The organism is Bacillus cereus group sp. MS39 (assembly GCF_040448665.1).
Taxonomy (GTDB): Bacteria; Bacillota; Bacilli; order Bacillales; family Bacillaceae_G; genus Bacillus_A; species Bacillus_A wiedmannii.
In genome coordinates, this window is the sequence record NZ_CP123058.1 from 3038639 (window position 1) to 3064521 (window position 25883).

Sequence of the window (25883 nt, forward strand, 5' to 3'; positions counted from 1 at the left end):
TCTTTCAGCATCTTATTTTTTTACTGATGTGATGGGAAGAGTGAACCAAAATTCACTTCCCTGCTTACCATCTGCGCGATTCCTTACGCCAATTTCCCCTTTGTGCATTTCAATCAATGATTTTGCAATAGCTAATCCAAGTCCGGAACCTCCAGATTGTGAACTTCTTGATCGATCTGTTCTAAAAAAACGTTCAAATACACGTAATTGATCATTTGGAGAAATTCCCATTCCTTCATCCCGCATAGTGAATTGGACCTGTTGAGTTGGTTTATTTTCCACTACAGTCAATTCAATTGTTCCAGAGATAGGAGAATATCGAATTGCATTATGTAATAAATTACCTATGACCCTTTCAATTTTACAGGGCATAATCAAAAGCCGAGGTAATGTATCAGGGACATCCAATTGCACATGGATTTGTTTGTCTCCTAATAAGACAGAATGTGACTCTAATACATCTAATAGAACTTTATCTAAATGTGTGAAACTTGGGTGAAAATCTACTTGCTCAAACTCTAACTTTGAAAGATCAAATAAGTCGTTAATTAATCCATTTAATCTTTCTATTTCTTTTAAAACCGTTGCTAAGTATTGCTTTTTCATTTCAGGATCTTCAATCAGGTTATCTTGTAATGCTTCTATCATCATTTGCATACTAGCCATAGGTGTTCGTAAGTCGTGTGAGATATTGGTAATTAGCTCCTTACGAGAGTTTTCTTGTTCCTCTAACTTAGTAAACCCTTCTTCTAATTTTTTTGCCATCTGTTGAAAGGCTGTTGCCAATTCTTTAAACTCACGTGGTTCTTGCCCAATTATATACATCGTTTCAAAGTGTCTATCACTAAATTGTTTCGTCAATTTTATTAAATTTTGTATAGATCTCATGATAGGACGTGTCATTAACCAATAAATAAACGTTGAAATAATGAATGCCACAAATGCAATTACTGTTAATAACCGCGTTTGTTCCGGTTCAAGTAACATTTTGGTCTCACTATACCATATAGCAATTACCATAATACTGGTACTTAATAGATTCATGAGTAACAATTGAATACGTAATCTCATGTTTCATTTCCTCCATTTGGCTCAAAGCGATATCCTATACCCCAAACCGTATGAATCCAACGATTCTTTATCGTATGCTTTTCGAGCTTTTCACGTAAACGACTCACTAACACGGTAACTGTGTTTGATGCCCCTTCATGTCCAAAATCCCAAATTAATTCAAGAAGCTGCGAGCGAGAAAATACTTGTTTTGGATGCTTTGCCATGAGATAAAGTACCTCAAACTCTTTCACCGTTAACTCCACTTCCTTATCACAAACAAGTACATATCTTGTCTTTGGATATATTTTTAAATCTGGAAACTCTATCACTTCCAATAGAGACTCTTTCGCTTGTATTGGTACATGGCTTCCTCTTCTTAGTATAATTTGAACCCTTAATACTAATTCACGGGGGGAAAATGGCTTTGTTAAATAATCATCAGCCCCCATTGTTAAGCCTAAAATTCGATCCCTTTCCTCTCCCTTAGCAGTTAACATAATAATAGGGACATTTGACTGTTGACGAATTTCCTCGCATAATTCCCATCCATCTTTTTTTGGCATCATCAAATCTAATATAATTAAATCTGGTTGATGTGTAAGAAATAAATCCCAACCTTCTTTACCATTTACAGCGGTATAAACTTCATATTCTTCTCTTTCTAAATACCGTTTGCATACTTCTCGAATATTTTCTTCATCTTCTACGATTAAAATTCTTTTCTTCATATACTATCCTCGCTTCTTTTTCACCAATAACACAAAATTTATTTTTTCTATTATCCAATGAAAATTCAGAAAATAAATTTTGTAATACAGATAGTAATCTTAACATTTGATTACTTATATGACTAGATAGGTATTTAAAATAGTAGTTACTAAATTATATAAATTAAAAGGAATGAGTCCGATTCAACATCGAACTCATTCCTTATTAGTAACCTAAATTATTGTATCTAACTTTTCGGATTCAATTCATTTCCGGTCCTCTTTTCAAACTTAGTAACAGAACTGTTACCTATTACTGAACTCTTGATAGATTCCATGCTATAGTATCAGTCCCATTCTCTCCATTACCATATTTCATATAATCGATTAAATATCCTACCTTTAACTTGTTACCATTAGATAGTATGTTCCATTGCTTATGGTATCCAGTGAAATTCTTTGGATATGCATGATTAAATTTAAAAGTACTTGCGTTCTGTTTTTGATCTAAATGGATATAACTATCTTGAAGTTTTAAATATGCATAATCTGAATAAATAGGATTTCGAAATTTAATTAATACCTCTTCATCCTTTTTAATTGGTTTTCCAGGTTTAGGTTGACCTACTCTTTCAATAATTACATTCACTTTTTCATCGCTAGATTTTTCAGCCCAAAGATACTCCCATTTATTCCCGGCATGATGACTTCCCCAATAAGCTGTATTTCCATATGAAGCTACGGTATAAGGAACCCCTTCTGTAACAAATTCACCTGAATTATCTACTACATAATCTTCAAATTCTTTATTAGCTTTAATTTCAGTATCAATCTTTTGTGTAGGGGTTAGATTGTGTGCGTCATTGATTTCAAATGTAACTTTTCTGTGCGCAGCAATTTCAGATTTAATAGGGTGTATATTTTCTCTAGACTCATATGTAAATCCATTCTCACGTTTAACTAGTGTTACTGTTTGTGACGGAGCATTCCATTTCTTACTATAAATAGTAGGAATCTCTTTACTCACATCAAATAAACCAGGTAAAATTGTTGCCCTAATCTTTTGCGTCACAGAATCATAACTACCTTCTACTAATGTTGGTTGCTGTAGTTTTGCAAAAGCACCGTGTACAGAGTCTTTATATAAATAACCGCGATCTCCCTGTCCCGCTTTTAAATCGTTCAATGCATCAGTTCCATTATTAGCTGAAACCACTGATACGTTATTAGTACTTTTAGCCTTGTTTACAATATGATTTACTTTTTTCGTATCTATATTTACATGTTGAAAAACTTCGTTATAGGATAAAACTGGCTTATCAGCAATGGATTTGTCTTTAGGAGTATATACCCTAAACTTTGGTATATTTCCTATATCTGTTTCTAATTGTTCAGTAGCTGCATTTACTCTAGACTCATATCTCCCTGAATCCCCCAAATGCATAATTTCTTCACCTTTTTCAATAGATAAATCCATTGTACTTGTAGGTAAAACTTCAATCGAAAGAAGTTCCCCTTGTTCAACAGCTTTCAATTCATCCAAAGATAAGACAATATTCGCATCTGCTTGTCCTTCTAAACTGTCAATTACTACTTCTGTTTTATTCCGTCCACCTTTTTCTGTACTTAAATAGTTTGCTTTATAACGATCTTGTGTTGCCTTTACAGTATTAATAATTTTGTTTCCTAAACGAATATTAAAATGAGGCGAAACATTTTCAGCGGATGCTGTTCCTACATTCTTATATTCCAAATGTACCCGTAATTTTGCTGCGTTCGCTGTATCCACAGTTGTTGCAGTAGACCAATCAAAATTATTTGTATAACTCTCCGTTTCCGTAGTTGTTTTTGAATATCCGTATCCCACATTTGCTGAAACACTTCCGGAAGGAACAGGACCGGCTGCTGAGCCTTCTACACCACCTGAACCACTTAAACCTACATTAAATGAATGTTGTGTAGATACACTTTTTTCCCATCCTCTGCTAACTGATCCGCCATTATTATCCGTAATGGTTGCAATAGGAATTACTTCAATTCGTTTGACACCAATTTGCAAATTCGGCATGTTGGCAACTATCGGATTGAAATTAGTATCAGAATCGTTGTTATAATTCTCAACCTCATACATATCAGTAAAAGGATCACCATCCGTATTTGCATTCATAGGATTCGATATAAATTTTGGTTTCCCTTTATCCTTCTCGGGATCCCATGCTTTCGCTTCATTTTTTCCAGTTTGTGAATTGAATTCAATTTTATATCCATTCATCTCTAAGTCGTTAGAAATACCATCTTTATCCCAATCGTTGTTTGCCATTTCAATGTTTTGTGTAATGAGTGAACCTATTTCCCCATCAGATCCGAGCGTGAAATTCTTATCTTCTTTTTTTACATTTGCATTCTCTTTGAATATTTCAACTGTACCTCCTGGATTCGGTTGTTTTACATCTGCTAAAGCAGGAGATGCTAAAGTCAGTGCCATCGATACACTACCTAATACACTAATTGCTGGCTTCAATTGTTTCATTGTTATTTTTCCTCCTTGGTTTCTAGGTCAATTAGAACACCTACTAGTAAGATTAATTTCATCATATATAACAAATCTTTCTTTTCTCTCTCATAACTGTTAAAAAAGTCTCTCGTAAATGTTACAAAACACTTACAGAGTTTTTAAAATCTATATATGAAACATTAAAAAGCCGTAATATGAAGAATCGATTACAATATATACAAAAAAGCAGCTAGCCAAAGCTAACTGCTTACTAATTTATAAAATTTCAGTAAAAGAATATATTAATTTTGAAGTGTGCAAATTGGAAGAGTGACTTCAACTATAGTTCCCTTATTCACTTCACTCTCAATAAATACCTTCCCCTGGTGTGTTTCAATAATTTTATAACATACCATTAATCCTAAGCCGATTCCCTCTTCCTTAATACTGTAAAAAGGTTCTCCTAAATATGGTATACGTTCTTTTGGAATCCCACATCCTTGATCGATAAAGCGAATCCTTATTTGATTATTATCAAGTTTATCAAATTGAATCAAAATTTCTCCTCCTGTTGGCATGGATTCAATTGCATTTTTTATAATATTAACAAATACTTGTTCTAATTGATTTCCTTCACATGGAATCAATGGAATACCAGGTGTAAAATCAATTCTAATTTTTATATTATTCATCATTGCTTGAGGTTGCAGTAGCATTAAAACTTGATCCATTAGCACACTAATATCATTAGGTTGTATCTTTAACACCTGTGGTTTGGCTACCGCCATAAATTCATTAGTAATACTTTCTATACGCTCAATCTCTGATGATACTATATTTATATACCCCTGATTATTCTCAGTTTCCGTTGATTTTAGTAATTGCATAAACCCTTTCATTGCGGTTAATGGATTATTAATTTCATGAGCCATTGCAGTCGCTAATTGTCCTACGACAGCAAGTTTTTCAGATTTCCGTAGTAATTCTTCTGTTTTTAGCCGTTCAGTGATATCACGAGAAATACTCAGGAAAACCTTTTTACCATTTAAGTTAAAAACACGGACACTAAACTCAGTTGTTATTATTTTTCCTGTTGGAAAAGCATATTCATCTTGCAAAGTGAAGGAAGTTTGTCCCTCTCTAATTTTTTCTAACAACCTTACAATCATTTTAGAATCTTGTGGTACTACATTTGGAAATGGTAACGAGAGCAGCTCATCTCTACTATATCCAAATCTTTTACAACCAACAGGGTTTACCTCAATGAATCGACTGGGAACATAATTTTCATTCAGCTCTACTACATATACTGCATCAGTTGCTTGTTCGATTAGTGCACGGTACTTCATTTCACTATCTTTTAATTGTTGATGTAATCGATGTCGCTCTCTTTCTGCTTGTTTTCTTTCAGAGATGTCTCTACATATTGCAGATAAAGCTATCATATTTCCTCTTACGTCTAATATAGGAGAAACTGTCAGACTGACATCAAGAAGACTTCCATCGTTACGTCGTCTAACAGTTTCTAATCTAGTAACTACGGATTCTCCTGTTAGAATTTTCTGGATATTTTTGAGTGATTCTTCCATTAAGAAATCTGGTACACAGGGTAATCTCTTACCTATGATTTCTTCTAATGACCATCCAAATATCTTTTCATAAGCTTTATTTGCTTGTAAAATATGCCCTTCTCGATCAGAAATGGTAATAGCATCTACATTATGCTTTATAAATGATTCTAGTAATTCTTTGGTAGCTCTTAATTCTGATTCTACCTTTTTTCTTTCGGTTATATCGACTGTAGAACCAACAACTTCAATAACTTGTCCATTTCGTTTAATCGGCCTAAGTGCAATAAGAATAATTGTTTTATCATCTGGCCAGGGTAATTCGAATATAATTTCTTTCCCTTCCCATGCCTGAAGATAATACTTCATCAATTGTGAAACTAAATGTGGTGGAACAATAGAGGCATCAATAGTCCGTAAGCTTTTCCCTACCACCTGTTCAGAGTAAAATCCTTTTTGATAATAAAACTGTCCATCACATAAAGTGTGTATAAAGTGCTTACCCACTTTTTTAAATTTAAAAATCCCTCCTTGAAGCTCATGTACGGTATCTGTAAGTTCTTGCTTTGATTTTTTTAATTCCCGATTCATTTTAGATAAGTCCTGTGTTAAATAATATAATCTCTGGTAGGCTTCCATAAGAAATAGCCCAATTAAAAGTCCTAACGCTATATATAATAAACCTCCAGAGTAAAGTAACGTAGTATTAAAGAATACACCAACTAACCACTTTATTCCGACAAAAACAGAAAAATATAAAGATGCACTTTTAAAAGGCTGAAGGTTTTTAGAATATGTTTTAATAGTAGAAAATAGAACACTCATACTTAAATATGCAATCACAGGTGGCTCCCAATACCCACCAATGAAAAAGATACGCATTATAATTATGCTAATTAGTGTAATCAAGCCAGCAATGCGACCAAAGTAAATAAAAGATAGAATAAGAGGAACAACTCGAAGATCGTAGGAAAATCCCATGTATGGAAAAGAACAGAGCATCAAAGTAACTGCAATAATCCCTCCATAGAATTTTTCGAAATATCGCCTGGAATGAATCAAAAACACTTGAATAAATATCGCTGCGCTAACTAATAAAGAAAAAATAGAAAGATTGATGAAATAGTCTTTAATAATCATGTAATGTCCCTCCTTGCATTAAAGATATATTCGACAAAAAAACAGAAAATCCTACAATTATTACAAACAGTTTAGGTGCAAAAAATATAATTCCCTACATGACAGTACATGTAAATAGTATCATATTGATTCAAATCGAAAACCAGGAAATCTTCCATTAGAACCTTCAAATCCCCCAAAAATAAGGTGTTTTTTTAAATGTTATGTACAAAAAACGTAGGAATATTTTATTCCTACGTTTTTTATAAATTAATCAATTCCTTCACTATTACAATTCTTCTAATTCCTCAATTTCGGCTTTTCGCTTTAAAAATATTGCAATATCCTTATTCTCCCTTTCTATTAAACCAAGAGCATGTCTATAATTTAAAGCTAATTCTTTATAACCCCATATATATTCTATTGTTGTCGCTTTACTATGTTTATGATCCGCAAAATACCATTCTAAAGGTTGTAAAGGGTTCGATACTTCAAACAATTCTGCTGGCTACCATGAAGGCAAGTTTTCATTTTCACCCAGTCGCCTTCTTTGGGCCAACGAGGATCTGTCATTGGTATTCTCGTTAGAACTATACTTTATGGATTTGAATTAACTTTTTTATTACTTGTTGCTCTTTTAATGTATTTGCAGTGCTTCCACCTGCAGAGCCTCTTCCTAATATTTCAACTTCATATTTTGTATCCTTTGTAGCCTCTTCTAGTCCTTTTCTTTCTTTTCAAGTTCGCCTATATTTCATGTCAAATTACAAGAGTGAGTCAGGCCACTCTAAATCGTAGATTAGAAAAACATGAATAATATTCTTTTTTGAATTGTAATTAAACCTCAGAGTGGCACCTCATACTCAGAACCATTTCCTTACCCAACAGAAGTTAATAAAACATAGTTAATTATTGCTTCACCGCTTTAGCTACAAGTGCTGCGTATGCTTCTGCACCTACTTTGGTTAAATGCACACCGTCAGGTGCAAAGTAGTCTTTCTTTCCAGCACTTGCTGCATACCAATCAACTAGAGTTACATTCGGATATTCAGATGCCGTTACTTTCAGTCTCTCATTCACGATTGATTCCCACGGACGTGGTACTCTCGTATTAATAAATATGATTTTACGTTCGTTTCCAATTACTTTTATTAATGAAACAAGTTGCTCAGTAGTAAAGGCTCCATTTGTACCTAATCCAATAATGACATAGTTTCCTAAATTCCCTTCATATTTTAACTGTTCAACTACCGGAATCGCTTTTGACAGCTGGCGACCAATTTGCGCATCAATCCTAATATCAGAAAAAGTATTTTTTAAATACGGAGTAATATCAATCATAACGGAATCGCCTATCGCAGTAACTGTGAGTGAACTTTTAGGTTGCGCAGAATTTACTTCTCTTGATTCCCCTTGTTTTTGAGGCGTCTCTTGATTTGGATTTTCCCAAACTGCAACTGGATGTGGCGCCGGTTGTGTTTGTGCTACTTCCACCTTATCTTGTTGAGAATTCTCCTTAGCCTTACTAGCTTTTGATAATCCTACGACTGCTATCGACGAAACGAATAATGTACAAATTAAAGCTAACTTAACACCTAAAGTGACATTTTGAATTCTTAAATTCTTAAACTGAATGTTCCGGAGCGTTCCTTCTCGGATTGGTTTTTCAATAAACTTCCATGAAATTTGCGCAATCAATATAATCAAAAGAAATTGAAGGATTGCTCTTATTAGTGAAAAATCCCCAGCATTTACCTTTGGAGTCGTCAATGTAAGAATTGGATAATGCCAGAGGTATATGCCATACGATCTTATCCCTATCCAACGTAAAGGTCTAAATCGTAAAAATTGAGCAATACGACTAGCTGGATGAGCTAGATTTGCCACTAACAATGCTGTTGCAATTGATAAGAGAACCATTCCTCCCTTGTATAGAAATGGATCATATTGATTGGTTTTCCAAAACATAACCAAAATAATAATAAGGGCAATGCCCCCCACTACATCAAGAATGAAACGCGCCTTTGGGATAATTTTATTTGCAAGCCTATTGCTTGGCCAAACTAAGGCAAGTACCGCTCCGATAAGTAAGGAAAAGGCCCTCGTATCTGTACCATAATATATTCTGCTCGGATCAGCTCCAGGTTCATACAAAATTGCCATCGCTAAAGCTGAAGCAACGGCTGCCAGACAAATTAATAAAATCATACGGGATTGTTTTTTTATGTAGTAAAGCCCTAAACTAATAATAAACGGCCAAACAACGTAGAATTGTTCCTCAACTGCTAACGACCAAAAATGATTCAATGGAGAAAGCTGGTTAAAATTATCAAAGTACGATAATTTATGATAAATATACCACCAGTTACTAACATAAAATAATGCCGCTAATGAATCTCCGCGCATTTTTTCAAGTAAAGAGCTATGAAAAACCGTAATCCATGCCAACGTTATAACGAGCATAACAAGCATTCCTGGAAGCAATCTCCTTGCCCTACTAAGCCAGAATTTTTTTAAATCAATTCTCTTATTTCTCTTCCACTCTATGGCTAGAATATCTGTAATTAAATAACCTGAAAGTACAAAAAATACAGTAACTCCTAAAAATCCTCCAGGCATCCAATTAAAATTAATATGATACAAAATAACACCTAGTATAGCTAGGCCCCTTAGACTGTCCAATCCAACCATATAACGACTATTTTTTTTAAAAGGTTTAGTCATCCTACATTCACCTCTATTTCTTGGAAATTAGGTTAATAATAACGGCATAAAATGCTATTAATCCCCTAAAATCGTATAAGCTAAACTATTACAAACATCTTTTTGTAAGGCTCTTTTTTATCTTTACATGCACAGTAATTAATACTTTAACACGTTATCTGGCTCTGTTGTGAAAATTTTTAAGCTAGATGTTCTTGTTGCTCTTCCGAAAAAGAGGAATATGATTTATAACGTATATTTGAACATTTCCCTGCAAAATAACGTTATAAAGAAGGGCTACTGGTTATGAGCAGCCCCTCTTTTACCTTACTTCACATATACATATGTTTCTTTTGAAATCACATTTTATATCTTGCCCTTACTGTCGTGTATTTTATATTGCAGCGAACCTTGCATCAGAACAATATGTGTTCTGGTGCAAGGTTTTTTTAACTAGAATAAATTCTGGGAAAGCAAATAAGGAACATGACAGATGTGATATTTTAAAGAAAAATAATAGTAGCCATTTGCTACTATTATTTTTTTCTTTAAGTTATCGTAATATGCCTGAAATTCTAAAGGGACGTGGTATGTCAATTCATCTAACAACCATTATGTGCTGAGTTCGTGAATACGGAAATTTCATTCGTGATTTTTGAAAAATAAAACAAAAAAGAAAAACTATCTTTGAAAATGGATGAAACCTACATAAATGTCAACTAATCTATGTACGAATTCCTTTGCTTTAGCTAGGTGTTCTAGGAAATAAGGAGCCATATGCCGGTCAATTTTTCAATTAACTTGGTGTCTAGTTTAGTGTACCATCTCCAATTAATGCGTTTTTGGGGGTTCAGTTCATTATATTTTCTACTTTGTCTTTATACACAACATATTCTTTTCCATCCATTACTGCTACCACCGCAAATTCATCATTTGGATTGAATGAAAGCCAGTCAGCCCACATGCTTGTATTAGCCCCTCCACTCCACATATGATGAACAGTGTTTTTAGTTAAATTCATAACTTTATAAGACGCATTTGGTGCATTTGTTCCAGTCTTTATTTCAAAAGTGTATGCGTTATGGATTTTTTTATAAAAGTAAAAAACGTTTGATGGACGAAGTAGATTCATAAAATCTTGTTCTTTCTTCTCTGCAATTTTTATGCCTTCTAGTAATGTGACAACATCTGTTCTTAATGTTTTCCAACTGTCTTTAGCTGAATTCAAGTTAGGCTTTAAAAATTTATATCTATTTTGATCAGCTTTTTCATCAGCTTTATCAATATGCCCCAGTACGCCCGAATATTGAGAGTCTAAATCATCCCATTGTGTGGACATATAAGTAAGAGCAGTAATAGCACTATCAATCGTACTATGCATATCACTAATATTATGAAATGCAACTCCGACTACACGATTTAATGTAATTTTATAATCTACAGTTTTACGTAATTCTGCTAAAGCAGGCTCTAATCGACCTAAATTATCTCTAGCAGTACCTATCATTATGCCACCAGAAATAAGCGTGGGGATAAAAGGGACTTTCACCATTATTAACCCATCAGATTCTAATTTCTTATAATAGTTTACTTGTCCTAAAACTTCATCTAAACGCTTTTGATCAGTCTCTACATCAGCTCCTTGGTTTTTTAAAATCGATTGCAAGGTCTCTTTATGGCTTCCAAATACTCTAACATCTTCTCCAATAGCGTTTTTAAATTTAGTTAATTCTTCTATTAGTGCTTTTGCAGACTTTTGGTTTCGTTGAATCCCCACCCTTAAATCTGTAATCCCCTTTTTTAAAGTATCCCCATTTCCATTATTGATCGCCTCTACTAATGTTTCATAATAATTTTCAAACTTTGTATCGTATTCAATAATGCCGGTCAATGTATCTAAAAGCTGTTTTTTTACTTTTGTATTCCATGTAACAGCATGTGCTCTTGCATTCTTTTGATCCTGTACAATTTTACTAGGTAAATCTGCATACCCATTAATAGAAATTCCTTCAAAACTCACATCCGGATTATTAATTAGCAAATAAGAATATTCATTCATAGCCTTTGCAAATAACCCAGCATCTTGCACAGTTTTTTTCATCTTTTCTTCATTTGCTGAAAGAGACATATCTCCAGTGTTTGTTTGTTCAGTTTCAATTGCAAAGGTTGCTACTGGTGCGACTGCATAGGTAGTTGTCATAATTAAAAATGCTGATACAGCCAGTATTTTATAAGGTTTTTTTTTCATCTTTTCTTATTCCTCCTGTATAGAGTATGATTTCAAGTCCTATTCTTATTAAAAGACGATGTTGTTGCATAGATTCGATATTATTAAGCAAATCTATATAACCTGTCCCCTATTGATTAATTCTGTTACAAATTTTTAAAAACAAGTAAACTACATGACTAACTTTTTATTTGGATAAAACTCATATATAAGTGAAAGGCGAAGTCTTTAATGAGACTCCGCCTTTTTAATATATAAGGATTTGTTAATTATTGCTTTACTGTTTAACAGTGTAATCATAGACTCTCTATGTTACGGGTCACTTTGCAACAGAATAAATATTTCCCTATTTTTGTGGAGTAACAGTTTCCACTTTTAATTCCTTTATCCCCTCTTTTAATGTAACCGCATCTGTTCTTAATGTTTTCCAACTGTCTTTCGCTGCATTTAAATTAGGTTTTAAGAATTTAAATTTATTTTGATCTGCTTTTTGAGCTGCATTCTCAATATGCCCTAGAACGCCCGAATATTGAGAATCTAAATCATGCCACTGCGTTGACATATAAGTAAGAGCGTTAATAGCATCATCAAGCGCCTTATGCATTTCATTAATATTACTATAAGCAACTCCAACTACACGATTTAATGTTACTTTATAATCCACGGTCTGACGTAATTCTGCTAATAAAGGCTCTAACTTACCTAAGTTGTCTCTTGCTACTCCCACTATAATACCGCCAATTATTGGTAGACCCAAAATAGCACCCTTCATTACATTAAACCCATCAGATTCTAGTTGTTTATAATAGTTTACTGATCCTAATACTTCTTCTAGACGCTTTTGATCTGCATCAACATCTGCACCTTGGTTTTTTAGAATCGACTGCAAAAGATCTTTATTGCCTCCAAATGCTCTAACATCTTGTCCAATAGAGTCTCTTAATTTAGTTAATTCTTCTATTAATTGTTGTGCGTACTTTTGGTTTTGTTGAATTTCACCTCGTAAATCTGTAATTCCTTCTTTTAAAGTTTCTCCATCCCCTGTATTAATCGCCTCAACCAATGTTTCATAATAATTGTCGAACGTTGTATCATATTCAACAATACCAGTCAATGTATCTAAAAGCTGTTTTTTTACTTTCGTGTCCCAAGTAACAGCATGTGCTCTTGCATTCTTTTGATCTTGTACGATTCTACCAGGTAAATCTACATATCCATTAATAGTAATTCCTTCAAAATTTACATCAGGATTCTTAATTAGCATATAAGAATAGGCATTCATAGATTTTGCAAATAATCCAGCCTTTTGCAAGGTCTCTTTCATTCTCGCTTCATTTGCAGAAAGAGCCGTATCTCCATTGTTCGTTTGTTCAATTTCACTTGCAAAAGTTGCTACTGGTGAGACTACAGAAGTTGCTGTCATAGTTAATAGAGCAGATGCAACGATCAGTTTGTACGGGATATTTTTCATCATTTTATATTCCTCCAATATAATTTTTCATTTTCAGTTCTATTCGTGTTTAAAAGCGATGTCTTTTGAAATGAATTCTGCATCTTTATGAATATCATTCCAACTTTCTTTAGCAGCTTTTAAATCATCCGGTATTAAAGAGAATTTGTGGTCTTGCATAGAATCGATATTATCCAGTAAATCTGTATAATTTGCGCCCATTGTATTCCATTGCTTTTGAATATTTGTTAGAGACAATATCGCTTGATCTACAGTCTGGTATAGATATGCCAATGTTTCTTTCGCGTTAGTAAGCGAAAGAACTGCTTGATTAGCACGATCTGCTTTCATACTTAATTCTCCGATTTTGTTAGAAATTTCGTTATAGGAGTCCATATGCTTAGATGCCGTGACACCAGCTGCAGTTCCTAGACCGATACCAGCTGCTCCAAGAGCTGAAAGTCCACCAACAACAGCCGGTGTTGCTGTACCACCAGTTACAACAATTACAACTGCTCCTCCAATAGCTGCAATAACTAAAATAGCTGCTCCCAATCCACCACCAATTGACCATGCTAATACATCATCAAAATGTTTTTTCTGAGTAGAACGAAGTTGCTCAATTTCAGCTTGAAGTTGTGGAATCGTTGCCTGTTGACCTGCTAATATTGCAGTTAATCCACCTTTCCCATCTGGACCACCAACATTATTTTTAAAATCTGTAGAATTTTGATATAGTTTCCCTTTGAAGTCTTGTAGCATCTTAATTACATCTGTAACCTCTTTTGAATTTGTATTAATTGTTGTAATTAAATCATTTATGCCCTCTTTTAGACCTGCCTTATCTTTCTTTTGTACAGTATCTACTAATGTGTCGTAATAATTTTGAAATTGTTCATCGTAATTTACAATATTACGAGCTGTTTTTTGAATCTGTGGCTTCGCTGTATCTAACCAATAATTCGCATTGATTCGTGACAGTTCTTGATTAAGATGAATATTTTTGAGCAACTCTCCTCCTTCTGAACCTAAATCGATATTAGATAAATTTACATTCGGTTGCTTAATCATTGTTTTTGCGTACAAATCCATTACAAGAATATGAGACCCTGTTTCAGCCAATGCTTTCTTCAGTCCCTCGGGACCTAAAGCATAATTGCCTACTTTTTGTTCTTGAGCGGTCGTTTCTTGTGCAAATGCATGAATAGTGTTACCAGTAGTAGCAGTTATAACCGTTGCCAGAGTGGCTAAAGTTAGCACTTTGAATGGGAATTTTTTCATAACTATTCTCCTTCTTTCGCTAGATTCTTATAATCTTTATAGTTTTTTCAAAAACGTAATATCAAAATTTATATACCTGTTCTTCAAGGTAACTTATTACATTTTTTAATTGTCTTAATGTATCTTTTTGAGACTGCTCGTTAGTTGCATCAACATTAGTAGATAATTTTGTAATGTTATTTTTTATTAGATCCAAATCTTCTTTATAGCGCTTTAGTAGGTCAAGTTCTACATCTACTTGATTTGCAAACGTATGCAAATCATTTTGTGAAATAAGAAGCATTGATTTTTGTAAATCTGCTATTGATAGTTTCGTTGTTAAATCATATATTTTTTGGTTTTGTTTCTCTAAGTCATCTAAATATGCTCGCTGCTCTGCTGTTAGTTTATTTACTTCTGCGAAGACACCAAATGTTTTCTTAATCTTTTCAGTATCAATGGCTTTCATCAGGTCATATTCTTGCGTTTTTGCGGCTGCAGCTGCAGCTATTTCACCTTGTTTGCTTTTCTCAATTGCTTCACGAGCTGCTTTTTTGGCCGATTCAATCTCTAGAGCAGTTTTACCTTGCTCTGTCGCTTCTTGCGCCGCTTTTTTCTCCGCTTCTAGAATAGAGTTGTTAATTTCTTTTCCTTTGTTATACGCTGCCATCCCTGCTTGAGCAGCCGGTTCAATAATTTCTTTTGAAAGACTATAAACTTCTTTGAATATAGCAAATCCCTGCTCATTTAAAGCTCCTGGTATTAATGCAATTTGTTGTAAATCATTTTGAATTGCTTTTTTGGTATTTAATATTTCATTTTTTAACTGATCTATTTTTCCTGTTCCATCTGTACCTAATATGCCTTGCGCAGTTGCCACATTAGTATCGAAATCTTTTAATTTTTTATCAAGCTGTAATTTAAGATCTGTTAATTCATTAATTTGTCGTTGCGCATTTTCTTGATTCATCATAGCCATTTCTTGAAGAACTTCAAGTCTATCCGAAAACCCTTCTCTATCTTCTTTATTGTCTACATACGATTTTAATGTCGGGTAATAGCTATTAAATTTCGTTACAAATCCTTTACTTTTTGAATTTAATAGAATTAACTGTGGATAGAGTTCCGATGACCATTCCTTCATATCTTGTTTGATTAGGAATTGATTGTTATTTAAAGCTGGGACTTCCTCTAGCTGTACATTAGGACTCATTAAAGATTGATCAATATACGTTTGGATTAATTTAGATTGCGCACCTAATTTTCGTAATGATGAAGAAATATCCATGTTTTCCTGTTGAGTTTCTGCTTGAACGATTGGTGTTGCGAGAGTATTGATAGGAATATTCGCTCCAGTTACAATGGATGTTATTAAAAATCCTGTCATTATTTTATTCTTCATTCCGTACACTCCTTTACCATTTTTTTCTATAACTTGATTCATATAACTTGTACGACCTAGCGCTAGGCTCTCTCTTTGTACACGGATGAGGAAAGAGAAGTCTTTCAGTTAGGGTGTTATCCTTATTTTTTACTTCTAATAGGATGTAAGAATTTTACTCATCTCTCATTTAGATACTCTATTTTTCAAAAATAAACAATAAAAATTCATCAGCTATATTTGAATTAGACACCCAATGGGTAGTAAAATATTAATTCTCCCATAGAGTTGCGGTTTAACTTACAGAGCCGCGAGGATAGATAAACCAACGCTTACAGTTAATCCTGTTTTGACCTTGTTTAATATCAATTACATAATATGTCTCTTAGTTTTGTCAGCAAGAGCCTTACAAGACTACAAAAGATGAACTTATACTGTACATTGCTTATACTTTTATTGCGGAATAAATTCACTTTTGTTATGCAAAAACTTAGAACACTTTTATTACAAACTTGATCCTTTTGAGATTCTAGGTCTCTCATTAATTAACTGATTATTAGGAAAATTATTTTCGATATAATGTTACTTACAACTTCGCTATACTCCTATTAGCGTAATCTTCTCCTTTCTCTCTGGTCATACCAGTTATGTTGTTCATTAAAACATTAAATTTTTAATGCGTAAATAGCAAAATTTTGTCGATTGTACTCGATAATTTAACTGTTAAGTAAAAACACGAGTCAAAAACATTATACAAATATAATTAATTAAAAATTTCACCTCTGTAATTGTAATGATTACAAATTAATATATATATGGTTAAAAAATAACTATTTTAGCTTAACCAAGAAATTATATTTTAGAAAAAATACTTATAGAATAATTTAATAGGTTTTTTTATACTTTTTTACCTTTATTTAGTTATGTATAATTGCATAAAACATAGATATATCATGTGATATATGTTACATTATTAATTTTTACGAAATATACTCTAACATTAACATTAATAAATATTTAAAATGGAGATATTAATCTATAAACTTATCCATCGTTATAACCATAGATTTTAAAATATAAAATAGCTGCAAAGCTTTCTTAAAAATCCTTTGCAGCCTTCTGTTTTTTTGTTTTCTTTAGAAAAATAGTGTTTCAAGTTAACAATATGGTATAAACATTTCCATTGTGCTTTTGCTTGGATATATGTTTCATGGACTCTTCAAAAGCTATTTGTTTGAGCTGACGTCAGACTCGTTTGTCTAATTCAGAACTATACTGATAAATCCAGCGCATAATTATTATTTAAAAAATAGATAAGCTTCGTTTCTCCATTATTTTTGCCAACTCCTGAAAATTGAAACTGTTCCGCTAACAAGATAATATCAGGTTGATTATACGTCTATTTGAATACAAGTTCCTTATCTAAACAAATCACACACTTTTTCTAGAGTAATAAGCTCAGTATTTTCAAGTTTTAGAGATTACTTACACCTATGTTTAAGTTTTTACATTGAAACCAGATAACAAGCCTATATTATTGTATATTTTTCACGGTACTGTCTAGGGGTCATGCTAGTAATTTTTTTGAAAACCCTCGTAAAATAACTTTGGTCATTAAAGTTAAGCCAAGCACAGATATCTGATAACGAATAAGTAGTTAGAGTTAATAATTTTTTTGCTTCTTCCACTCGTTCCCTTTGAATATATTCGCTTAAAGTAATTCCCATTTCTTTTTTAAATAGTTTAGACAGATAAGTAGGGGTAATTTCCAAATGATTAGCAAGTTCATTGAGAGTTATTCCATCGTAAACATTTTTATTAATATGTTTCATACATGTAGTAACCGCGTATGAATACTTTTGTGCATTAAATTCTTTCACACGATCTGCAAAGGTACGTAAAGCGTCTCCTGACAATCGCTTTGCAGATTCTACGTTATCTAATTGTTCCAGAGTTTGTATATATAAAATACTATGAGCAAAAGCAATATCTGGTGGCAGGTTTCCTTCTATCGCATATCGAGTAGCTAAGGTAATCGCAATAATTCCAAGGTTTTTTTGGTTCCTGAGCGGGTCCTCTATTAACATCAGTTCAACATCCTCTTGTGAAACTGCATACATATACTGTATTAACTTTTTTTTATTTCCTTCTTTGATAGTCAAAAAGAAATCATTTACTAATGCCATGTTGTGAGTTTTAGGTTTGTTTTGTCGGCGTTTTAAAATATATAAATCAGGTTTCACAATTTTATTAGGAACTTTCTCTAGTACTTTATTTTTTTCTAAAACAATACCCACATCTAACTTTTCATTGAAAATCATGTAATGTAATAAAATTCCCATATCAATTAATGTAGTTTTTTTAATCTCAGATAAACACTGATAATAGGCTAGTCTTTCTTGAATTTTATCATTTGATTTAAATTCTTTTTGAAGTTTTATGGTCATATCATCTGAACCTTTTGGATGTATAGTGGGACCGATAATAATAGTCCCTTTAATGTGATCATGATTTTCTATATGTATTAGAACAAAATTTTCAAGATAGCTGTTACATCTGAAAAGTGGTAAGTTAAAGGGATCGTTTTCTTGATAAATATCACTAAGATGTTCTTCTTTTGAAGAATAAAAAGGACTATAAACATCATCAGATGTAGAATGATATAAAATTTTTTTGTCTGTAGATAAAATATGTACAGGGGCATTAAATGCTTTATGTGCAAGATCACACAAGTGTTGTATATCGATAGAAGTATTCATTACATTCTCCTTTTAAGTAAATTATTTGATAAATTTCCGCATTGTTTCTTTTATAGTTTCATAAAATATATTCTGCTAGGTATAATTCACGACAAATAATACTATAAAATATCAAATTAGTACAATTAACGACAAAATATTACTATATCTTTTTTATGAAAATCATATATTATTTAATTGTAATTAGCATCTAAATATCAGAGTAGAAAAGAAAAGAAAAGAAAATGAAATGAACGAAGGTCATTTCTTAATTCTACCAGATCTAATCATTACACTTGAGAAAACAGTGAAGAACATACAAAATACAGTGGTACTCAATGCGAGGACCAAGCTGGAAAAAAGATTCAAAATACAGCGAAAGTAACAGGAGATACTGTACCACCGCAAGAACCAACAATCAAAATTTCAATTCAATTACTTGTACAAATTGAATTCCAAAAATAGATAATGCTAATTTAAATGTAAATTTGAAAACCTACTGTTTTTCAAATTTTAGACAAAGATAACAAAAAGTCGGGAAATTAACAACAGAGGACAATGATAAGACTATTTATGAACCACTATGCTTCGGAAAGTACACGTTGGAAGAAATTCAAGCACCAAATAGGTCTACGTTATTTAAAGATCTAATTGAGAGAAGAATCTTATCATCAGTACAAAAATTTAAAAAGAAAACATAAAAAACGAATGGAATATTTAAAATTCTGGCGATATAGGGAGAACTATTTTTATCTAATCCCCACAAATATTACTGGTCCCAACATTAGTTTTATTTTCCACGAATGAGGAAGAAATATATAGATTTCAAATATACTAGGAATTGCAGAGGAGATAGAACATATGAATAAACTTTATTTATATGTTGTTCATCTTTGTATTATTAATCTTTATGCTACCTAGCTTTAATACCGAACCACATAAACATATTCTTAATTTTCCACTTTATTTTTAATTAAGAATCAAAATACCTTTAAATGAAGTTGTATTATAGTTTATTAAATACTATAAATAAAAACGAAATGCTATTTAAACACCCTCTGACTTATCATATGAGGTTTGTTATCTAATGATACCCATGGTATTAACTTCACTTTAAAGGATGATTTTAAAAGAATTTGAGAAGCTATTTTTCTAGTTCACCATCAAAAATCTTGAAATTTATGTAAAAAAGAAACCGTTTTATATATAGTTTCTTTTTTCATTTCTTTAACTTAGTCTAATCTATATTGGCTAGTTAATTGTTCCTCAGCCATTCGAGCTAAGTGTAATTATTCTAATCATTAACACCTTTCCCCTTTAAATTCTTTAGACCCTATCCTTGTTTATATGAATAGCTTTCTTACTCGAAAATAGATTTTTAAAAATTCCTACCCCTACAATTAATAGACCTATCCCAACTAATTTATTTATTTGGAATGGAATGCTCTCCATTCCAAATAATCCGAATGTATCAATACATAACGCAACAACTAATTGAGTAATAAGGCTAATTAACACCGTATACGCTGGACCTAAACTCTTTATTGCACCCATTATACAAATAATTAACCCGATGCCAAACAATCCACTTACATAAAACAAATATTTACATATTAAATACAACAATACCTATAATCATTACTATTGTTCCCACAATATGATATCTCTCCATCTGTATCTTTTTTATTTGAAATAATCCCTTCATTTCAATTAGAGTTGCTGTTAATAATTGAGTAACCATGAGTGTTCCAGCTGTTAATGTAACTCCCATTGCATGTATCGCTACTGTTTCTGCACAAATAATTAACCCGCCAAGTGCACCAGCTACTAAATATATTTTTTTCACATCCTTTAAATCCGCTACTTTCTCTTCTTTCTTTAACAAAAATATTGTTGTTGCAATAATGAATCCAATTAAATGCGTTATAATACTCGTTGACCATATACGGATATGTGAACTAAGTTTTGCATTAAATGTACCTTGAAGTGTAATAAATACGCCAGCAAATACAGCAAATACAATACCTTTCAAAAAATCATCTCCTAACCTTCTATTTCTGACTTAATTAAACGCTATAATCCTATAAAAGCAAAAGGACAAATGTCACATCAGTATGAAAATAGCTACAAATGAACAATAAAAAACACAACTCAAAATATTTGAGATGTGTTTTTCACTTTATCGTTATATAATATTTTAATAATTATAACTACGCTATATTAACAGGTTTATTCTTCATAACAAACTTTCCAAATAAGAAGCGCACAAGTGGCCCCATAATAATTAATTGTAATGGATACGCCAAAATGAAATTTTTAATGAAAATTGAAAAATACATCGATACAAATGAGTTTCCTTGTAATCCACCATGTAAATACATCATAGTCATTCCGTAAAAAGACATAAAGAAAACCATTCCGATTACCATAGCTGTCGCCATCGCAACTATAATATTTATTTTCTTCGATTTATCAAACGGTAACATGAATACAAGTTTTTTCGCACAAGGTCCAACGATACATATTTCAATTAATAATGCAATAATGAATCCAATTATTAGTTCTAATGCGATCTCCTTAATATGAATTGGCCCTCCTGCTCCATTCAGTAATAAATTATAAAACGTCATTACAATAACCATCCCAAGGCACATCATCATACCAAATTGGAGGTTTTCCTTTCTTGTTGTTGGCAATTTCTATCATCCTTTCTCTTTAAGTCTTTGTCATTATATCGATTATGGAAACCTCTTCGTAAGTGAACATTTTGTGAACAAATTTAAAGCGTTATCATATATTATCTTTACTTTCTGCTCAAATTCTTACTTTCATTTATAAAGGTTTTATATATCTCAATGTTGAATTATTAAATTTAACTTTGTAATACCTGATAGTTACTACTAGGAGGATAACCATGAATAAACAAGAGTTTTTCGCATATCACATCGTAACAAAGAAAAAAATGAATATTGGACAAATCATTCATTTCGATAAAAATCAAACGAATACCCTCTTTCATTTCTTTTTTGAAAGGGAACATTTGAATTCTAGCGGTGAAGATTCCATGCAAATTTTAAAAGAACATTATACAAATGAAGAATTACATATAAATAATGAAAATGCTAAAGTAGTTATGAATTATATGGATCAAACAATTAGAGCCGTTAGAGAAACGATTGTAGAAATGGTTAGACTACAAGAATTTCCTGAATACCCTTCAAGATTATCTTGTTTATATGCTGCAAAGAGCTATGAAGATGCTTTAAAATGGAAAGCATTATTTGATTCTTACAATCGGGAAGTTTTGCAGATTGTTAAACTACGAGTAATTGGACATTGTTTTGAAGGTGACGGAAATCTTTTACCGAAAGAAGATGGTATTCCTTTCTCTCAAAAAATTGAACAAGCTAGAGGTTATTGGAAAGGAAATGTAAATAATGAACTTCCTGAGTTACTGATCAATGGAAAAATTGAAGTGGTGGAAATCATTGATGATTTTTCCACAATTCATATTTAATTCCTAACTAAATTATATAGGATGGAGATTACAATGATGAAAAAAGTGTACTTCAATCATGATGGTGGTGTAGATGATTTAATTTCACTATTTTTATTACTCCAGATGGATAATGTCAAGCTTACAGGTGTTTCAGTTATCCCTGCAGATTGCTATTTAGAACCAGCAATGTCTGCAAGTCGCAAAATTATTGATCGCTTCGGCAAAGGAAATATTGAAGTAGCTGCATCAAATTCCCGTGCGAAAAATCCATTTCCAAAAGACTGGCGGATGCATGCATTTTATGTAGATGCTTTACCCATTTTAAATGAGTCTGGAAAAGTTGTAACACCCGTAGCAGAAAAACCTGCACATCATCATTTAATTGAAACCCTACTACAAACTGAAGAGAAAACAACTTTATTATTTACAGGGCCTCTTACCGATTTAGCCCGTGCACTATATGAAGCACCTGTAATCGAGGGGAAAATTGAGCGACTTGTTTGGATGGGAGGAACATTTCGTACTGCCGGCAATGTACATGAACCAGAACATGATGGAACAGCTGAGTGGAATTCGTTTTGGGATCCTGAAGCAGTAGCTCGTGTGTGGGAATCAAAAATTAAAATCGACTTAGTGACACTAGAAAGTACAAACCAAGTTCCGTTAACTATTAACATACGTGAACAGTGGGCAAAAGAGCGTAAATATATTGGTGTTGATTTCCTTGGTCAATGCTATGCAATGGTGCCTCCCCTCGTTCATTTCTCAACGAACTCTACTTACTATTTGTGGGATGTATTAACTGCTGCCTTTATCGGGAAATCTGACCTTGCAAAATTACAAACAATTAATAGTATTGTTCATACATATGGACCTAGCCAGGGGCGTACAGTGGAAACTGTTGACGGACGACCTGTAAATGTAGTATATGATGTAAACCACAATGGATTTTTTAACTATATAACTGAATTAGCGAAGAAAGCTTCCACTTGAACCACTATCTATAAGAAAAATAAATAGAATGGCATTATTTCAGACGATAAACCCCTATTTAGAATTTGTTTGAAACTACATATTTAACTATTGAAAAGAGTATTGAATTAAATTTCAATACTCTTTTCAATACTCTTTTTGTGCAATTTAATTATATTTGATTAATGTAGTGTCTTACTGATTATTCATTTCATAACCATTTACAAAAAACGTAATTGTTTCTAATTCATCTTCATTTAATTCTCTATCTACATCTCGTTTATACGCTTCCTTTATATTCTCTTCATCGCCTTTATGAATTTCTGTATAAGTTCCTACTGTTTTTAGTAAATGTATTTCTTGTAAAAACTCATCCCGACTTATAGCTGTCCCATGAGAAAGAATATAAGTTTCAGCATCAAATGACTCCAATTCTTCAATTAATTTAAACGTTCGTTTCGTCGTATAATTCCATTTTGAAGAAAATATATCTGCATATATACAGTCTCCTAAAAATATGATTTTTTCTTCTTTCACGTAAATAACAACTGAATCATGTGCATGATCTCCGCCGACATGTTTTAACACGCATGTAACTTCACCAAGGTCTAATTCAATTTGATCCTGGAATGTTAAGGCCGGAGGAATGATTTTAATATTTCTCGCTTTTTCTTCAAACTCTTTCTTGATACAATCCGCACAAAATGCAATTTCAGTACCCTCTTTTACACGTGCGTCCAACGCTTCATCTGTCCATTCATAAGATACTAGTGACTGCATTTCTTTTTTCGTTTCAGCATGCGCAATAGTTAATGCATCTTGTAGTACAGGCAATCCAAAAATATGATCCCAGTGCCAATGCGTTAATGCTACGAAGTCAGGTCTTGATACATTCTTTTCTTGTAGCATTTCTAGAAATAATTGTGCATGTTCTTCTGAATTCCCTGCATCAATCATTAAAGTTTTTTCTTGTCCAACAACCATTCCTAATATAGGTCTATCTGTTTCCGAAACAGGTGTCATATACCAAAATGAGTTTCCTATTTTTTTTATTTGCTGCATTACAAACCCCTCCATTTATTACTATTCTCTTCAATTATTATCTGTAAAACCTTCATCCAGCACATAGCATGAAATAATATATATCGCTTTCTTTAAAACAAAGTAACTTCATCTATCCATTTAAATAAGCATCCCAATCATAGTCTTCAATCTTATAGAACCTACCTTCATCATTTCTTTCATATGCACATAAAGGTGGTTCCTCAAGAAAGTTTAAAATAGAATCATCTATATTCAAAATGACTCCAATTGAAATAATTTGAAAGTTTTTAGGATTATTGACATAGTCATCACTTTCATAGCCACTCAATATTGACCAACCAGAGTCACCTTCTTCTCTTGAACCCTCTTTAAGCATAAAGTTAAATTCTCTTTTTTCAAGTACATCATCACTAACAATTACCTTCGTATCAAAATAAAAATCCCAATCTTTTGAAGCTGGATCATTATATTCCGTATCACATATATTTTCAATTCCAAATGAAATTTTATCACCTATTTTTAAATCTAAACGATATGGTTCATTGATCAGTTCCCCTACAAACTTTTTCTCATTTCTTTCAGTGATTTCCACCCACATTCGTTCACCATGAAACCCATCTTCGTCTTCGATTTTAGTTACAAAAATTAACTTTACCAAATCTCCAACCTTTAATTTCTCCAAAACTTCTGAGCTAGGAAGATAGAATGTATAGGGCGCTTCTTTATTTATTTCATAAACATTATCTAAGTACCAAGTCATCTTTTTCTCTCCTTAAAAGCTTTTCACACTCATATTTTAAAAATAACACTATTTTTTCTTCCGGCAAACTACTACCATAGAATAGCAATCTTCCCCTAACTCATTTCCTTTCCAATCATTATATACATGTAATAGTTCAAAGCCATTCGCTACTAATAATCTTTCTAACTCCTGCGGATACGTATAGCGAAGATCAATCGTTGTTTTCAGTTCTTCTACTCGCACATCACCCTCATAAAACCTTCTTGTTGTTATGTAGTGCTGTATTTGCTGAATTGAATCATATGTCATTTCAGTATATAAATCACATTTTCTTCCCTTTTCATCACTAATAGTTGTCCAATATTCTTCTGTAGATGGTTGTATTAATTCTTCTTTTGAAGGAAAACGTGTATCGAATATGAATATACCATTATCAGCTAACACATGATGAATAGATGTTAATAATTTATTTTGATCTGTATTCGTAAGAAAGTGTTGAAATCCATGACCAACCATAAATGCTAACGGAATTATTTCTTCAATCTTTAATTGTAAACAGTCTTGTTGTAGCCATTTTACTTTTTTACAATCCATAGATTTTCTCTTCGCTTCAGCAAGCATACCTTCATGTATATCTACACCAATCATTTGATATCCGTCCTCTATAAATGGAATTGTAATCCTTCCTGTTCCGCAGGCGATATCTAGAATCCATTCATTTTGTATACTTAGTTTTTGTGCCCATGATAGTAAGAACGGAAAATCTGACAAAGTTTTATTTTCTATATCATATCGTTTTGGATTTTCATATTCAGATAGACTCCATTTTGTTTGCAACTGTATTCCCCATTTCATATTTCCATTTAAATTTAATATATAAATTATAACGAATTATTAGTTTTTTCTCTATAATCAAACATAATTAA

At 32.4% G+C, this 25883-nt stretch carries 18 protein-coding genes and 3 pseudogenes; 4 read left to right on the forward strand and 17 right to left on the reverse strand.

What is annotated here, in order from left to right; translation table 11 throughout:
* Nucleotides 1-12: 12 nt before the first annotated feature.
* From QEP67_RS15985 to QEP67_RS16010, 6 genes and pseudogenes are all read right to left on the reverse strand, one after another.
* The gene (locus QEP67_RS15985; RefSeq protein WP_001239402.1) at nt 13-1071 is read right to left on the reverse strand and encodes a HAMP domain-containing sensor histidine kinase; all 1059 of its coding nucleotides are present in this window, start codon (nt 1069-1071) and stop codon (nt 13-15) included.
* Nucleotides 1068-1781 carry a response regulator transcription factor gene (locus QEP67_RS15990; protein WP_000746049.1) on the reverse strand — a complete coding sequence of 238 codons (714 nt, stop codon included), beginning with the start codon at nt 1779-1781 and terminating at the stop codon, nt 1068-1070. The genes QEP67_RS15985 and QEP67_RS15990 overlap by 4 nt, the downstream gene beginning before the upstream one ends.
* A gap of 292 nt (nt 1782-2073) precedes the next feature.
* Nucleotides 2074-4290, reverse strand: a complete 2217-nt coding sequence (locus QEP67_RS15995) for a binary toxin-like calcium binding domain-containing protein (protein WP_000811544.1) — start codon at nt 4288-4290, stop codon at nt 2074-2076.
* 266 nt (nt 4291-4556) lie between these two features.
* The gene (locus tag QEP67_RS16000) at nt 4557-6962 is read right to left on the reverse strand and encodes a PAS domain S-box protein (RefSeq protein ID WP_353706320.1); all 2406 of its coding nucleotides are present in this window, start codon (nt 6960-6962) and stop codon (nt 4557-4559) included.
* A 268-nt stretch (nt 6963-7230) separates the two neighbouring features.
* Nucleotides 7231-7482: pseudogene (locus QEP67_RS16005) on the reverse strand (hypothetical protein); the annotation flags it as partial.
* A gap of 368 nt (nt 7483-7850) precedes the next feature.
* Nucleotides 7851-9665 (reverse strand): acyltransferase family protein, encoded by a 1815-nt coding sequence (locus QEP67_RS16010; RefSeq protein ID WP_048566440.1) that lies wholly within the window; start codon nt 9663-9665, stop codon nt 7851-7853.
* A gap of 492 nt (nt 9666-10157) precedes the next feature.
* On the opposite strand from QEP67_RS16010, the pseudogene QEP67_RS16015 reads away from it, so the two are divergent.
* A pseudogene (locus QEP67_RS16015) lies at nt 10158-10307 on the forward strand (IS6 family transposase); the annotation flags it as partial.
* Nucleotides 10308-10494: 187 nt separating this feature from the next.
* On the opposite strand, the gene QEP67_RS16020 reads toward QEP67_RS16015, so the two are convergent.
* The 5 genes from QEP67_RS16020 to QEP67_RS16040 form a co-directional block, all read right to left on the reverse strand.
* On the reverse strand, nt 10495-11892 hold the full coding sequence (locus QEP67_RS16020; protein WP_000730118.1) for an alpha-helical pore-forming toxin family protein: 1398 nt from the start codon (nt 11890-11892) through the stop codon (nt 10495-10497).
* Nucleotides 11893-12217: 325 nt separating this feature from the next.
* Nucleotides 12218-13345, reverse strand: a complete 1128-nt coding sequence (gene hblB, locus QEP67_RS16025) for a hemolytic enterotoxin HBL binding subunit HblB (RefSeq protein ID WP_000977258.1) — start codon at nt 13343-13345, stop codon at nt 12218-12220.
* Nucleotides 13346-13381: 36 nt separating this feature from the next.
* Nucleotides 13382-14602, reverse strand: a complete 1221-nt coding sequence (gene hblD / locus QEP67_RS16030; RefSeq protein WP_064469567.1) for a hemolytic enterotoxin HBL lytic component L1 — start codon at nt 14600-14602, stop codon at nt 13382-13384.
* A 61-nt stretch (nt 14603-14663) separates the two neighbouring features.
* Nucleotides 14664-15983, reverse strand: coding sequence for a hemolytic enterotoxin HBL lytic component L2 (gene hblC, locus QEP67_RS16035; RefSeq protein ID WP_048566590.1), 1320 nt, complete (start codon nt 15981-15983; stop codon nt 14664-14666).
* A gap of 1508 nt (nt 15984-17491) precedes the next feature.
* The gene (locus QEP67_RS16040) at nt 17492-18721 is read right to left on the reverse strand and encodes a helix-turn-helix domain-containing protein (RefSeq protein ID WP_001097926.1); all 1230 of its coding nucleotides are present in this window, start codon (nt 18719-18721) and stop codon (nt 17492-17494) included.
* A gap of 548 nt (nt 18722-19269) precedes the next feature.
* On the opposite strand from QEP67_RS16040, the gene QEP67_RS16045 reads away from it, so the two are divergent.
* The gene (locus tag QEP67_RS16045) at nt 19270-19401 is read left to right on the forward strand and encodes a hypothetical protein (protein WP_220389183.1); all 132 of its coding nucleotides are present in this window, start codon (nt 19270-19272) and stop codon (nt 19399-19401) included.
* 625 nt (nt 19402-20026) lie between these two features.
* On the opposite strand, the pseudogene QEP67_RS16050 reads toward QEP67_RS16045, so the two are convergent.
* From QEP67_RS16050 to QEP67_RS16060, 3 genes and pseudogenes are all read right to left on the reverse strand, one after another.
* Nucleotides 20027-20305: pseudogene (locus QEP67_RS16050) on the reverse strand (DMT family transporter); the annotation flags it as partial.
* A gap of 1 nt (nt 20306) precedes the next feature.
* The gene (locus QEP67_RS16055; RefSeq protein WP_353706321.1) at nt 20307-20732 is read right to left on the reverse strand and encodes a DMT family transporter; all 426 of its coding nucleotides are present in this window, start codon (nt 20730-20732) and stop codon (nt 20307-20309) included.
* 178 nt (nt 20733-20910) lie between these two features.
* Nucleotides 20911-21396, reverse strand: coding sequence for a hypothetical protein (locus QEP67_RS16060; RefSeq protein WP_048566443.1), 486 nt, complete (start codon nt 21394-21396; stop codon nt 20911-20913).
* A 218-nt stretch (nt 21397-21614) separates the two neighbouring features.
* Between QEP67_RS16060 and QEP67_RS16065 the strand changes: the two genes are divergently transcribed.
* Together QEP67_RS16065 and QEP67_RS16070 are read left to right on the forward strand one after the other, a co-directional pair.
* Nucleotides 21615-22217, forward strand: coding sequence for a DUF2441 domain-containing protein (locus QEP67_RS16065; RefSeq protein ID WP_064472933.1), 603 nt, complete (start codon nt 21615-21617; stop codon nt 22215-22217).
* A 33-nt stretch (nt 22218-22250) separates the two neighbouring features.
* Nucleotides 22251-23192 carry a nucleoside hydrolase gene (locus QEP67_RS16070; protein ID WP_033658766.1) on the forward strand — a complete coding sequence of 314 codons (942 nt, stop codon included), beginning with the start codon at nt 22251-22253 and terminating at the stop codon, nt 23190-23192.
* 174 nt (nt 23193-23366) lie between these two features.
* Here QEP67_RS16070 and QEP67_RS16075 read toward each other — a convergent pair whose 3' ends face one another.
* The 3 genes from QEP67_RS16075 to QEP67_RS16085 all read right to left on the reverse strand — a co-directional run bounded on the left by QEP67_RS16075 (nt 23367) and on the right by QEP67_RS16085 (nt 25812).
* Nucleotides 23367-24233: an MBL fold metallo-hydrolase gene (locus tag QEP67_RS16075; RefSeq protein WP_064460044.1), complete on the reverse strand. Its 867-nt coding sequence runs from the start codon at nt 24231-24233 to the stop codon at nt 23367-23369.
* A 112-nt stretch (nt 24234-24345) separates the two neighbouring features.
* Nucleotides 24346-24975 (reverse strand): DUF2185 domain-containing protein, encoded by a 630-nt coding sequence (locus QEP67_RS16080; protein ID WP_088609704.1) that lies wholly within the window; start codon nt 24973-24975, stop codon nt 24346-24348.
* Between the two features lie 48 nt (nt 24976-25023).
* Complete coding sequence (locus QEP67_RS16085) at nt 25024-25812, reverse strand: class I SAM-dependent methyltransferase (protein WP_048566446.1); 789 nt, start codon at nt 25810-25812, stop codon at nt 25024-25026.
* Between the last annotated feature and the right edge of the window lie 71 nt (nt 25813-25883).

Excerpts from the sequence above, each read along its gene's own strand:
- QEP67_RS16010 (WP_048566440.1), bottom strand. The coding sequence starts at position 9,665 with ATGACTAAACCTTTTAAAAAAAATAGTCGTTATATGGTTGGATTGGAC.
- hblC (WP_048566590.1), bottom strand. The coding sequence starts at position 15,983 with ATGAAGAATAAAATAATGACAGGATTTTTAATAACATCCATTGTAACT.
- QEP67_RS16065 (WP_064472933.1), top strand. The coding sequence starts at position 21,615 with ATGAATAAACAAGAGTTTTTCGCATATCACATCGTAACAAAGAAAAAA.
- QEP67_RS16040 (WP_001097926.1), bottom strand. The coding sequence starts at position 18,721 with ATGAATACTTCTATCGATATACAACACTTGTGTGATCTTGCACATAAA.
- QEP67_RS15995 (WP_000811544.1), bottom strand. The coding sequence starts at position 4,290 with ATGAAACAATTGAAGCCAGCAATTAGTGTATTAGGTAGTGTATCGATG.
- QEP67_RS16070 (WP_033658766.1), top strand. The coding sequence starts at position 22,251 with ATGATGAAAAAAGTGTACTTCAATCATGATGGTGGTGTAGATGATTTA.
- QEP67_RS15990 (WP_000746049.1), bottom strand. The coding sequence starts at position 1,781 with ATGAAGAAAAGAATTTTAATCGTAGAAGATGAAGAAAATATTCGAGAA.
- QEP67_RS16020 (WP_000730118.1), bottom strand. The coding sequence starts at position 11,892 with ATGAAAAAAAAACCTTATAAAATACTGGCTGTATCAGCATTTTTAATT.
- QEP67_RS16000 (WP_353706320.1), bottom strand. The coding sequence starts at position 6,962 with ATGATTATTAAAGACTATTTCATCAATCTTTCTATTTTTTCTTTATTA.
- QEP67_RS16085 (WP_048566446.1), bottom strand. The coding sequence starts at position 25,812 with ATGAAATGGGGAATACAGTTGCAAACAAAATGGAGTCTATCTGAATAT.
- QEP67_RS15985 (WP_001239402.1), bottom strand. The coding sequence starts at position 1,071 with ATGAGATTACGTATTCAATTGTTACTCATGAATCTATTAAGTACCAGT.
- hblB (WP_000977258.1), bottom strand. The coding sequence starts at position 13,345 with ATGATGAAAAATATCCCGTACAAACTGATCGTTGCATCTGCTCTATTA.
- QEP67_RS16075 (WP_064460044.1), bottom strand. The coding sequence starts at position 24,233 with ATGCAGCAAATAAAAAAAATAGGAAACTCATTTTGGTATATGACACCT.
- QEP67_RS16080 (WP_088609704.1), bottom strand. The coding sequence starts at position 24,975 with ATGACTTGGTACTTAGATAATGTTTATGAAATAAATAAAGAAGCGCCC.
- hblD (WP_064469567.1), bottom strand. The coding sequence starts at position 14,602 with ATGAAAAAATTCCCATTCAAAGTGCTAACTTTAGCCACTCTGGCAACG.